We start from the raw sequence: 12766 nt of genomic DNA, 5'->3' as shown, positions 1-12766 counted from the left end.
GACTCATCCACTCCTGCCCCCGGTGGGCGGTACGACGACCGCCCCCGGCCGGGATCACCGCGAGGGGGACCCGACGTTTCTCCAACTTGTGAACCCTAAGCTCAACTCTCGGGGGCTTATCCCGTCAAGACCTTGAGCGGGGTCAACCACGGATGAGCGGCTCCCCCGGGCGCCGGAGCGGGCGCCGTGGCCCACCGGTGCGGGCCCCTGTAGCCCCACCAGGGCGGGCTCCCGTGGCCCCCTCCCACACGGAGAATGCCCCGGCAGAAGATCTGCGGGGGCATTCTCCGTACGGGAAAAGACCGGAGGAGCGGGGCGCCGCTACTTCAGCGCCCCCGCGGTCAGGCCGGCGACCACCTGGCGCTGGAAGATGATGTACGCGGCCAGCACGGGCAGCATCGCCATCACCAGTCCCGCGAAGAGCCCGGAGTAGTCCCCCTTGTATCCCTGGCTGACGGCCAGCTGCACCAGCCCCTGGGAGAGCACCTTCTGTTCCGGCTCGTTGTTCAGCACCGTGGGCAGCATGTACTGATTCCACTGTCCGAGGAAGTTGAAGATGCCCACGCTGATCAGGCCGGGTTTGGCCATCGGCAGCATGACCTGGAAGAAGGTCCGGGTGTGCGAGGCCCCGTCGATGATCGCCGCCTCCGCGACCGAGCTCGGCAGGGTCCGGAAGAAGGAGGACAGGAAGAACACCGTGAACGGCAGTGAGTAGGCGATGTACACCATGATCAGGCCGTGCTTCGTGTTCAGCAGCTCCATGTTGTTCATGACGTAGAACAGCGGGACGAGCGCCAGGATGATCGGGAAGCTCATTCCTCCGATGAAGAGGAAGTAGATGAAGCGGTTCCCGGGGAAGTCGAAGCGCGCCAGCACATATGCGGCCATGGAGCCCAGCACCAGGGTGCCGACCAGTGAACCGCCCACCACCACGATGGTGTTGAAGAAGTAGTCGCTCATGTGTGCCTGGGTCCAGGCCCGCGACCAGTTGTCGAAGTGGAGCGTGTCCGGCAGTGCCCACGGCGAGCTGAAAATGGCGTTGTCGTCCTTGAAGGACGACATGACCGCCCACAGCAGCGGCATGACAACCATGATCGCCCAGAGGATCAGCATGCCGTGCGAGAAGACGTTGAGGACGAAGCCCTCGCGCTTCTCCTTCACCGGCGGCGCGACGGTCACCTTGGCCACGGCCGGACTGGCCTCGGGCACCTCGGCGGGAGGAACGTCAGTGGTCTTCATCAGAACTCCAGCCGCTCACGCCGGCCCAGCTTCGTGACGACGGCCGCAAAGGCCAGCGTCACGACGAGCAGAGCCACACCGATCGTCGTTGCGTAGCCCGCCTGCGCGTCCCGGAAGGCTGTTTGGTAGACGTACAGGGGCAGAACGGTGGTCGAGTAGTCGGGTCCGCCGCCGCCCGGTCCCACCGTCATGATCTGTACGACCGCGAAGGCTTCCGCGCCCAGCGCCAGGATGCCCATGTACACCCAGCCCGACTGGACCGTGTCCCAGAGCAGCGGCAGCGTGATCCTGAAGAACGTGGTGACGCGGTTCGCACCGTCCAGCAGCGCCGCCTCGTAGAAGTCCCTCGGGATGGATGCCATGCCGGCGGAGAAGAGGACGACGAAGAAGCCGACCGTACTCCAGACGAGGACCGCCATGACACACCAGAGGGCGAGGTCCGGGTCGCCCAGCCAGAGCGGCTGGATGTCGCCGAGACCGACGGCCTTGAGCGCCGAGTTGATCGCGCCGCTCTCCGGGTTGTACGCGAACTGGAAGAGCAGGGCGACGATCGCAATGGACAGCACTTGCGGGAAGAAGTACGCGATCTTGTAGAAGCCCGAGCCCCGCACCCCCACGATCGCGGCGCCCTTACGGCGACGTCCGCCGACGTTGATCATGAAAGCGAAGAACAGGGCCAGGCCGAGCGTCACCAGCGGCAGCAGCAGAGCGAACAGCACGCTGTGCTGCAGGGACTTCCAGAAGATGTCGTCGTCGAACATCTTCACGTAGTTGTCGAAGCCGACCATTTCGAAGTCCGGGCTCAGACCTGTCCAGTCCGTGAACGAGTAGTAGATGGACTGGATGAACGGCCAGATGACGAAGACTGCGTACAACGTCAGGGGTGCCGCCAGGAACCCCACGATGAACCGGTACTTACCGTGTTGCATTGATCCGACCCCGATCTTTCCGCGGGTGCCGCCGCTGGTGACGCGTACTCACTGGTGCTTGTAGTGCTTGATGGACTGGTCCTTGGCGGCCTTGTCGGCGTAGTCCTGGATCCTCTTGATCGCCTCGGCGGGGGTCAGACGGCCGGCCATCATCTCACCGAGACCGGCGACGCCGATCTGCTCCTTCTGCAGCTTGACGTACCAGTCCTGGAGACGCGGGTTGACGACGTTCTCCCCCGCCTTGTCCAGCGCCGCGACACCGGACTTGAGACCGGAGGTCAGCTCGATGCCGTCCGTGCCGCCGTTGAGGGCGGTCAGCGACTTCACCTGTGTGGTGAAGTTCTTGGACGACGCCTCGCTGAGCATGATGCGCAGCAGTTCCATACCGGCCTGCGGGTTCTTCGCGTTCCGCGGAACGATGAAGGGCTCACCGCCCGACGCCCAGATGGTGCCGAACGGCATCTTGTCGGACGCGTCGAGGCCGGAGGGGCCGGAGACGGCCAGCTTGAAGTCGGCCGGCATCGTCTTGGCCGCCTCGTTCTCCACCCAGGAGCCGTTGGGGATGAAGAGCGCCTTGCCCTTGGTCCACGCGGTCTGGGACTGGATGTGGTCCAAGCCGGGGGTGCCCTGGAGGATGTAGCCCTTCTTGTAGAGCTCGAAGTACGCCTCGAAGGCGGCCTTGACCGCCGGGTCCTTCCACGCGTTCGGCTCCAGGTTGTCGATCTTGTCGAGAACCTCGCGGCCGCCGATCTTGGCGATGAACGGGTAGAGGGAGAAGGGGAGGTAGTACGGGTGCTTGCCCGCGTACGTCCAGCCGGCGATGCCCTGCTTCTTCGCCTTCGCGCAGAGGGCGAGCATGTCGTCCCAGTTCTCGGGGTACGTGGCGTCGAGCTTCTCGAGCGCCGTCTCCGAGTACCACACGCCGTACACCGTGTAGGCGTAGTACATGATCCAGACCGGGTCGCCGTCGAACTGACCCATCTCCAGAACGCCGGGGCGCAGCGTGTCGCGGACCTTCTTCTTCGGGTCGTCGTAGGACGGGGCGTCCATCAGCGCCGTGAGGTCGGTCAGCTGCTTCTTGCCGACCAGGACACCCATGTCCATCTGCTCGGCGCCCGAGTTGTCGATCAGGTCCGGCGGGGTGCCGCCGTTGAACTTCGGCTGAAGCTCCGACTGGATCTTCTGGGTCGCCGCGTGCTTCACCTTCGGGGCCTTGGGGAAGGCCTCGTTGAACCGCTTCTCCGCGTCGATCGCGTACTGCTGACCGAAGCCGCCGTCGAAGATGACGACATCGAGCTGCGCCGTCTCATTGACGCCGAGCGGGTTCTTCGCGGAGGTCTTGCCCTTCTCGACCTTGTTCTTGCTGCCGCTGTCGCTGCTCGCACAGGAGGCCAGAAAGCCCATCGTCGGGACGGTGATCAGGCCGATGGCCGCAGATCGCTTGATCAGATCACGACGGCCAAGGCCCTCATTGCTGTGAGCGGAGGTGGATCCCATGCTCAAGTCCTCGCCTTCTCCAGGACTCAGGCGGTGTACCGGTCGCCCGTACTGCTCGCCTGAGGCGAAAGGGCCCCGCAACCGCGGTCAAATGAAGCTGGGTCGTGCAGGATTACAGCAGAAACGGGCTGAATGGGCGGCCGAGGACGCGTCCGCGCTTCTCCACCGTCCCCCGTTCCCCCGGTCCGTCACCGTTCTCGAACACGGTGAGGCAGATGCCGACAGGTATAGTCCACTTCAGGCCGACTGAGCAAGATCGAAAGCAGCTTTGGGCGGCAGTCTTTCCCGAGTTGAGACCTCGCGGATATCTGAGCCGCTTGTGTACGCATTCGACCACTCGGGTCTCAGCGGAATGGCCAAATCCAGGCACTTTCCGCCTTCAACACCCTTGACACCACTCTCCACTTGGCTTCCTACTGGAGCCTGCGCCTCACGCTTGACAACGTTGTCCAACTTCTTCCGCAGGAGGAAAGGCCCGGGATGCAGCGCAGATCCAGAACTCGGCTCAGGCAGACCCGAACGGCCGCCCTCGTGGCGGCCGCTTCACTGCTCGTCGTGACGATGCAGTCGGCCGCCGTCGCCCAGCCCACCCAGCCCACCCGACTCGAAGCACCGGACCAGCAGTTCACGTCATCTTTCGAGGCGGACGAACACCAGCCCGACTGGCGCAATACCGTTGAAGTCGGAGCCGACGGAAACAGGCGGTCGTCCGGTGTCAACGGCGGATTCTCCAGCGGAATACCGGGCAATGTCACCGACAAGGTGACAGTCCTGCGCGCCAGCGGCGAGAACGCCGGTGCGGGCGAGACCAAGGAGAACCTGGTCGATCTCCAGCCCGGCACAAAATGGCTGGGATTCGAGCCCACCGCCTGGATCGAGTTCGACACGGATGCAGCAGTCAAGGTAGTGACCTATGCCCTGACCTCGGCGAACGACCACGCCGAACGCGACCCCAGGGACTGGACCCTCAAGGGCTCGTCCGACGGCAAGGAATGGAAGGTCCTGGACTCCCGGGAGGGCCAGACCTTCGAGAAGCGCTTCGAGACGAAGACGTACGGCATCGGTGATCCGGCCGACGCGACGGCGTACGCGCACTACCGGCTGGAGATCACCAGGAACAACGGCGCCTCGGACGCCACCCAGCTCGCCGACGTCCAGTTCTCCAACGGCGACACCAGCACGCCGGTGCCCGACGACATGCGCAGCCAGGTCGACCGCGGCCCCGGCGGTTCCCCCACCGCCAAGGCCAATGCCGGATTCACCGGAACGAGGGCACTGAAGTACGCCGGCACCCATCAGCCGGACGGCCGGGCCTACTCGTACAACAAGGTTTTCGACGTCGATACGCCCGTGCGGCGCGACACCGAGCTCTCGTACCGCATTTACCCCTCCCTGCCGGAGACGGATCTCCACTACCCCGCCACCCATGTGTCGGTCGACCTCGCCTTCACCGACGGCACCTATCTGAGTGGTCTGAAGGCCGTCGACTCCCACGGCGGGCTGCTCACCCCGCAGGGCCAGGGGGCCGCCAAGCGTCTGTACGCCAACCAGTGGAACCAGGTCGCGTCCAGGATCGGCACGGTCGCGGCGGGCAGGACGGTCGACCGGATTCTGGTGGCGTACGACTCCCCCAAGGGCCCGGCGAAGTTCCAGGGCTGGATCGACGACATCGCCCTGATGCCCAAGGCCCCCGAGAAGCGGCTCGCCCATCTGTCGGACTACGTCTCGACCACGCGTGGCACCAACTCCAGCGGCTCCTTCTCGCGCGGCAACACCTTCCCCGCCACCGCCGTCCCGCACGGCTTCAACTTCTGGACGCCGGCGACCAACTCCGCGTCCAAGAGCTGGCTGTACGAGTACGCGCGCGGCAACAACGCGGACAATCTGCCCACTGTGCAGGCGTTCAGCGCCAGCCATGAGCCGAGCCCCTGGATGGGTGACCGGCAGACCTTCCAGCTGATGCCGTCCGCGGCCGCCGGCACTCCGGAGACCGACCGCGTCAAGCGCGCCCTCCCCTTCCGCCACGGGAAGGAGACCGCGCGCCCGCACTACTACGGCGTCACCTTCGAGAACGGCCTCGAGGCCGAGATCGCCCCGACCGATCATGCGGCGATGATGAGGTTCACCTACCCGGGTGACGACGCGAGTGTCATCTTCGACAACGTCACGAAAGAGGGCGGTCTGACCCTCGACCCGGGCACCCGCTCCTTCACCGGCTTCTCGGACGTCAAGAGCGGTCTGTCCACGGGCGCCACCCGGATGTTCGTGTACGGCGTCTTCGACGCGCCGGTCACCGACTCCGGCTCCGAGGGTGTCACCGGCCGGCTGCGGTTCGACGCGGGCAGGGACCGCACCGTCAATCTGCGCCTGGCCACTTCACTCATCAGTGTCGACCAGGCGAAGAAGAACCTCGCCGACGAGATCCCCGCGGGCAGCCGCTTCGAGCGGATCAAGGACCGGGCACAGGACGCCTGGGACGAGCTGCTCGGCAAGGTCGAGGTCGAAGGCGCGAACCGCGACCAGCTGACCACGCTCTACTCCAGCCTGTACCGGCTGTACCTCTATCCCAACTCCGGCTTCGAGAACACCGGCACCCGGTCCCGTCCCCGGCACCAGTACGCGAGCCCGTTCTCGCCGATGACCGGACCCGACACCCCGACCCGTACCGGCGCGAAGATCGTCGACGGCAAGGTCTATGTCAACAACGGCTTCTGGGACACCTACCGGACGACCTGGCCCGCGTACTCCTTCCTGACCCCGAAGAAGGCGGGCGAGCTGGTGGACGGCTTCGTCCAGCAGTACAAGGACGGCGGCTGGATCTCCCGCTGGTCCTCGCCCGGCTACGCCGATCTGATGACCGGCACCAGCTCGGACGTCGCCTTCGCCGACGCGTACGTCAAGGGCGTGGACTTCGACGCCGAGGCGGCGTACGAGGCGGCGCTCAAGAACGCCACGGTCGTGCCGCCCAGTTCGGGTGTCGGCCGCAAGGGCATGGAGACCTCGCCGTTCCTCGGCTATGCCTCCACCAAGACCCATGAGGGCCTGTCGTGGTCGCTGGAGGGCTACCTCAACGATTACGGACTCTCCACGATGGGCGACGCGCTCCACAAGAAGACCGGGAAGGCCCGCTACAAGGAGGAGTCCGCGTACTTCCTCAACCGGGCGCGCAACTATGTCTCGCTCTTCGACTCCAGGGCCGGCTTCTTCCAGGGCCGGGACGTGAAGGGCGACTGGCGGGTCCCGTCCGACCAGTACGACCCGCGGGTGTGGGGCTACGACTACACCGAGACCAACGGCTGGGGCTATGCCTTCACGGCACCTCAGGACAGCCGCGGCCTGGCCAATCTCTACGGCGGCCGCTCCGGCCTCGGCGAGAAGCTCGACACCTACTTCTCCACCCCCGAGACCGCCTCGCCGGAGTTCGTCGGCTCCTACGGCAGCGTCATCCACGAGATGACGGAGGCCCGTGACGTACGGATGGGGATGTACGGCCACTCCAACCAGGTCGCCCACCACGTCACGTACATGTACAACGCCGCCTCGCAGCCGTGGAAGACGCAGGAGAAGGTGCGCGAGGTGCTCTCCCGCCTCTACACCGGCAGCGAGATCGGGCAGGGCTACCACGGCGACGAGGACAACGGCGAGCAGTCGGCCTGGTACCTCTTCTCCGCGCTCGGCTTCTACCCGCTGGTGATGGGCAGCGGTGAGTACGCGATCGGCTCGCCGCTCTTCACCAAGGCGACCGTGCACCTGGAGAACGGCCGCGACCTGGTGGTCAGGGCTCCGGGGAACAGCGCGAAGAACATCTATGTCCAGGGCCTGAAGGTGAACGGAAGGTCCTGGAACTCCACTGCGCTGCCGCACGATCTGATCGCGCGGGGCGGCACCCTGGAGTTCGCGATGGGCCCGAAGCCGTCCGCCTGGGGTACGGGCAAGAAGGCGGCCCCGGTCTCCATCACCCGGGACGACGAGGTGCCCTCGCCGCGCCAGGACGCGATCACGGCCGACGGCCCGCTCTTCGACAACGCCTCCGCCACGGAGGCCACGTTCGAGACGGTGGAGCTGCCGGTGGCGGCGAAGACGCGGGCGGTGCAGTACACGCTCACCTCATCAGCACGGGCCAAGGCCCCGGCGGGGTGGGTGCTCCAGGGGTCGGACGACGGCCAGAAGTGGAGTGACCTGGACAAGCGGTCGGGTGAGAGCTTCGCGTGGGACCGGCAGACGCGTGTCTTCACGGTGGCGCGGCCGGGCTCGTACGCGCACTACCGGCTGGTGGCCGCAGGCTCGGGGACGCTCGCGGAGGTCGAGCTGCTCGGATAACCCCTGCCGGAATCGGGCCGTCGGCATACGCCGGCGGCCCGTTTCCGGCATTCATGCACACGTAAAGCAGCGGCATGACTACTCTTGGTGGCATGTCTCAGCCCAGGAACCTGGACCCGTATACCGGTCCAAGGGCGTTCTACGGAGCGGAACTTCGCCGCCTGCGTGAGCAGGCGAAGATGTCGCAGGAACAGCTCGGGGAGCGGGTGTTCTGCTCGGGCTCGTACATCGGGCAGTTCGAGTCCGCGGCACGACGGCCCCAGCTCGACATGTCCCGCATGTTCGACGAGCTGCTGGGTAGCGGCGAGCATCTCCAGCGGCTGTGCCGTCTGGCCCGGACGTCGAAGGTCGCCGACTACTTCGCGGATGCGGCGGAGCTGGAGTGTCTCGCGAGGGCCATCAGTGAGTACGCCCCCGTGCTGGTGCCGGGCCTGCTGCAGACGGAGGAGTACGCGCGCGCCATCACGCGCACCGCGAACCCGTTCGCGCCGCCGGAGGACGTGGAAGAGCTGGTCCGCGCCCGGATGGACCGTCAGCAGGTCCTGGACGGCCCGGCCGCCCCTGTCCTTTGGGCAATCCTGCACGAGGCGGTGCTGCTCGCGCCGATCGGCGGGCGTGAGGTCATGCGCCATCAGGCCCTGCACATCGCCGAGCTGGCCCGCCGGCCCAGGGTGGTGGTCCAGATCCTCCCCTTCACCGCCATGACGGAGGCGTTCATGGGCAGCATGCTGTCCGTCATGGCGTTCGCCGACTCGCCGACCGTGGTGTACACCGAGGGCGCGGGCAGCGGACAGCTGATCGAGGAACCGGCCCTGGTCGAGCACAGCACGCGGGCATACGATCTGGCCAGGGCCGCCGCCTTGTCACCGTCGGCGTCCCTGGCCCTGCTCGCATCGGTGGCGGAGGACTACGCGAATCCATGACCACCACACACGATCTGAGTCACGCCGACTGGCGCAAGTCGTCCTTCAGCGACGGCACCGGCGGCAGCTGCGTCGAGGTCGCCGACGGCTTCACCGGTGTACTGCCCGTCCGCGACAGCAAGATGCCGGAAGGCCCCGCGCTGGTCTTCTCGTCGGCGGGCTGGACCTCTTTCGTCGCTGCCGTGAAGCGCGACGACATCTGACCCGTAGCACCGCCGCACACACCGAAGAGCCGCATCCGGGGATCGGATGCGGCCCTTACGGCTGGGTGCGCGGTCAGCCGCGGATCAGGTTCCGCAGCACGTACTGCATGATGCCGCCGTTGCGGTAGTAGTCCGCCTCACCGGGGGTGTCGATGCGGACAACCGCGTCGAAGTCCACACCGGTGTCGGTGGTCACCTTGACCGTACGCGGGGTGGTGCCGTTGTTCAGCTCGGTCACACCGGTGAAGGAGAAGGTCTCCTCGCCGGTCAGGCCGAGGGACTGCGCCGTGGCGCCCTCCGGGAACTGCAGCGGCAGCACGCCCATGCCGATCAGGTTCGAGCGGTGGATGCGCTCGTACGACTCGGCGATGACGGCCTTGACGCCGAGGAGCGCGGTGCCCTTGGCGGCCCAGTCGCGGGACGAGCCCGAGCCGTACTCCTTGCCCGCCAGGATGACCAGCGGGATGCCGGCGGCCTGGTAGTTCTGCGAGGCGTCGTAGATGAAGGAGACCGGGGTGCCCTCGACGGTGAAGTCGCGGGTGAAGCCGCCCTCGGTGCCCGGCGCGATCTGGTTGCGCAGACGGATGTTCGCGAAGGTGCCGCGGATCATCACCTCGTGGTTACCACGGCGCGAGCCGTACGAGTTGAAGTCGCGACGCTCGACGCCGTGCTCCGTGAGGTACTTGCCGGCCGGGGTGTCGGCCTTGATCGCACCGGCCGGGGAGATGTGGTCGGTGGTGACCGAGTCGCCCAGCTTGGCCAGCACACGGGCGTCGGCGATGTCCGAGACCGGGGTGGTCTCCATCGTCATGCCCTCGAAGTACGGGGGCTTCCGTACGTAGGTGGACTGCGGGTCCCACTCGAAGGTGTTGCCGGTCGGGATCGGCAGCGCCTGCCACTGCGCGTCGCCCGCGAAGACGTCCTGGTAGGACTTGTTGAACATGTCCTCGCCGATCGCGGAGGCGACAACCTCGTTGACCTCGGCCTCGGTCGGCCAGATGTCCTCGAGGTGGACCGGCTTGCCCTCGGTGTCCGTGCCGATGGCGTCGCGCGTGATGTCGACCTTCATCGAACCGGCGATGGCGTACGCGACGACCAGCGGCGGGGACGCCAGGTAGTTCATCTTGACGTCGGGGTTGATCCGGCCCTCGAAGTTGCGGTTGCCGGAGAGCACCGAGGTGACCGCCAGGTCGTGCTCGTTGACGGCCTTGGAGACCTCTTCGTCGAGCGGACCGGAGTTGCCGATGCAGGTGGTGCAGCCGTAGCCGACAAGGTTGAAACCGAGCTTGTCGAGGTACGGGGTCAGGCCGGCCTTGTCGAAGTAGTCCGTGACGACCTTCGAGCCCGGGGCGAGCGTGGTCTTGACCCACGGCTTGCGGGTCAGGCCCTTCTCGACCGCCTTCTTGGCCACCAGCGCGGCGGCGACCATGACGTACGGGTTCGAGGTGTTGGTGCAGGAGGTGATCGCGGCGACGGTGACGGCGCCGTGGTCGATCTCGTACGTCGAACCGTCGGCGGCGGTGACGAGCGTCGGGCGGGTCGGCACACCGTTGGCGGAGGCCGGGGCGTCGGAGGCCGGGAAGGACTCCTTGCCCGCCTCGTCGTCGTCCTCGACGTAGTTGCGCACGTCCTGCGCGAACTGCTCCTTGGCGTTGGCCAGGACGATGCGGTCCTGCGGGCGCTTGGGACCGGCGATCGAGGGGACGACCGTGGAGAGGTCCAGCTCGAGCTTCTCGGAGAAGTCGGGCTCGGCGGCCGGGTCGAGCCAGAGGCCCTGCTCCTTGGCGTACGCCTCGACGAGCGCGACCTGCTGCGCGTCGCGGCCGGTCAGGCGCAGGTACTTCAGCGTCTCGTCGTCGATCGGGAAGATCGCGGCGGTGGAGCCGAACTCCGGCGACATGTTACCGATGGTGGCGCGGTTGGCGAGCGAGGTCGCGGCGACGCCCTCACCGTAGAACTCGACGAACTTGCCGACGACGCCGTGCTTGCGCAGCATCTCGGTGATCGTGAGGACCAGGTCGGTGGCGGTGGTGCCGGGCTTGAGCTCACCGGTCAGCTTGAAGCCGACGACACGCGGGATGAGCATGGAGACCGGCTGGCCGAGCATCGCGGCCTCGGCCTCGATGCCGCCGACGCCCCAGCCCAGCACACCGAGGCCGTTGACCATGGTGGTGTGCGAGTCGGTGCCGACGAGGGTGTCGGGGTACGCCTGGCCCTTGCGGACCATGACCGTACGAGCGAGGTGCTCGATGTTGACCTGGTGGACGATGCCGGTGCCGGGCGGGACGACCTTGAACTCGTCGAACGCGGTCTGGCCCCAGCGCAGGAACTGGTAGCGCTCCTTGTTGCGGCCGTACTCCAGCTCCACGTTCTGCGCGAAGGCGTCCGAGGTGCCGAACTTGTCGGCGATGACGGAGTGGTCGATGACCAGCTCGGCCGGGGCCAGCGGGTTGATCTTCGCCGGGTCACCGCCGAGCTCCTTCACGGCCTCACGCATGGTGGCGAGGTCGACGACACAGGGCACACCGGTGAAGTCCTGCATGATCACGCGGGCCGGCGTGAACTGGATCTCCTGGCTGGGCTGCGCCTGGGAGTCCCAGTCGCCGAGCGCCCGGATGTGGTCGGCGGTGATGTTCGCGCCGTCCTCGGTACGGAGCAGGTTCTCCAGCAGCACCTTCAGGCTGTAAGGGAGGCGCGCGGAGCCCTCGACCTTGTCCAGCTTGAAGATCTCGTACGACTCGTCGCCCACGCGCAGCGTGCTGCGGGCGTCGAAGCTGTTCGCCGACACGACAGTCTCCTTCATCAATGTGCGCGTGCTACCGCGCTGCGACTCAATTGCGGCTGACGCCGCGCGGTGCCGCCTACGACCTCGCCGATCCGCTAAGGTAAGACTTAGTTAGGTCACCCTTAGCTGATGGCGGCGGCGGTACGCCTTCGGCAGTTATCTCGATGTCGAGATAACTCTAGTACATGACCGCTGCGCGGTCATGCCCGGAGGGTCGTCCGATCTGCCGCAGCGAAGGCCGAGCGTCGTCACCGGAGGCTGGTGACCGCCACGTTTCCTCCCTGAAGGTTGAGTGGCTGCCGTCCAGTACGGCTCCCGGCCTTGCACGTGTCAGATCTCAGCCGCATCCGATTTCGCACAGGCCGGACCCTGCATCGAGGGGCGAGGTTACGTCACCCGGCCGGCTCGGAGATACGGCGCCCGCTGATGGGCGTGTGGCTGGCACATTGAGCGCATCGACGACCATCACATCCCTTCATCACCCAGCCGGCCTTCGCGCCCACACTCAGCGATGAGGAACAACGGACATCCGGTGAAAAGGGACCGCGCGTGACCGAAGGCAAGGCAGCGAAGGAGCACGCGAGCGACGGCGCCGTCCGCTCACCGGCCGCCCGCCGGCGGATCCGGGCTTCCGCTCCTCACATCGCTCCTCTTCCTTGCCCGACGAAAACTCGAACCAGCTGACCGGCTCAGCAGCTTCGCCGCCCTGGACGCCTCCACCCTGATCGCGTCGGCGCGGAAGGAACCACCGTTTCGCAGGCCGCAGCTCCCTGAGAGGCCCTCCGCGGGGCGCCGGCCAAAGCCCCACTGCGGGAACCCGGCCCATCGACCGGCCGGGGATCACCTTCCGCGCCCATGGCCAGGAGCACA

General features: G+C 66.6%; 7 protein-coding genes. 3 read left to right on the top strand and 4 right to left on the bottom strand.

The genetic code is table 11. The features are described from left to right. Positions 1–321 precede the first annotated feature (321 nt). The 3 genes from OG883_RS08705 to ngcE are packed head-to-tail and all read right to left on the bottom strand — an operon-like array spanning position 322 to position 3665. Entirely contained in the window at positions 322–1239 is a 918-nt protein-coding gene (locus tag OG883_RS08705) for a carbohydrate ABC transporter permease (protein WP_266537242.1), read from the bottom strand. Next, complete coding sequence (locus tag OG883_RS08700) at positions 1239–2168, bottom strand: carbohydrate ABC transporter permease (RefSeq protein ID WP_266537239.1); 930 nt, start codon at positions 2166–2168, stop codon at positions 1239–1241. The genes OG883_RS08705 and OG883_RS08700 overlap by 1 nt, the downstream gene beginning before the upstream one ends. A 48-nt stretch (positions 2169–2216) precedes the next feature. Continuing rightward, entirely contained in the window at positions 2217–3665 is a 1449-nt protein-coding gene (gene ngcE / locus OG883_RS08695) for an N-acetylglucosamine/diacetylchitobiose ABC transporter substrate-binding protein (protein ID WP_266537237.1), read from the bottom strand. 480 nt (positions 3666–4145) lie between these two features. Here ngcE and OG883_RS08690 point away from each other — a divergent pair, with 480 nt between their 5' ends. The 3 genes from OG883_RS08690 (at position 4146) to OG883_RS08680 (ending at position 9111) form a co-directional block, all read left to right on the top strand. Continuing rightward, positions 4146–7985, top strand: a complete 3840-nt coding sequence (locus tag OG883_RS08690) for a GH92 family glycosyl hydrolase (RefSeq protein ID WP_266537235.1) — start codon at positions 4146–4148, stop codon at positions 7983–7985. Between the two features lie 92 nt (positions 7986–8077). Next, a complete protein-coding gene (locus OG883_RS08685; protein ID WP_266537234.1) occupies positions 8078–8908 on the top strand; it encodes a helix-turn-helix transcriptional regulator in 831 nt (276 codons plus the stop codon). Continuing rightward, the gene (locus OG883_RS08680; RefSeq protein ID WP_266537232.1) at positions 8905–9111 is read left to right on the top strand and encodes a DUF397 domain-containing protein; all 207 of its coding nucleotides are present in this window, start codon (positions 8905–8907) and stop codon (positions 9109–9111) included. The genes OG883_RS08685 and OG883_RS08680 overlap by 4 nt, the downstream gene beginning before the upstream one ends. A 73-nt stretch (positions 9112–9184) precedes the next feature. Here the strand turns inward: OG883_RS08680 and acnA are convergent, their stop codons facing one another. Continuing rightward, positions 9185–11914: an aconitate hydratase AcnA gene (gene acnA, locus OG883_RS08675; protein WP_266537230.1), complete on the bottom strand. Its 2730-nt coding sequence runs from the start codon at positions 11912–11914 to the stop codon at positions 9185–9187. Between the last annotated feature and the right edge of the window lie 852 nt (positions 11915–12766).

Source organism: Streptomyces sp. NBC_01142 (assembly GCF_026341125.1).
Classification (GTDB): domain Bacteria; phylum Actinomycetota; class Actinomycetes; order Streptomycetales; family Streptomycetaceae; genus Streptomyces.
Note: the sequence above shows the minus strand (reverse complement) of the source record. Positions and strands in the feature narration are given on the sequence as shown.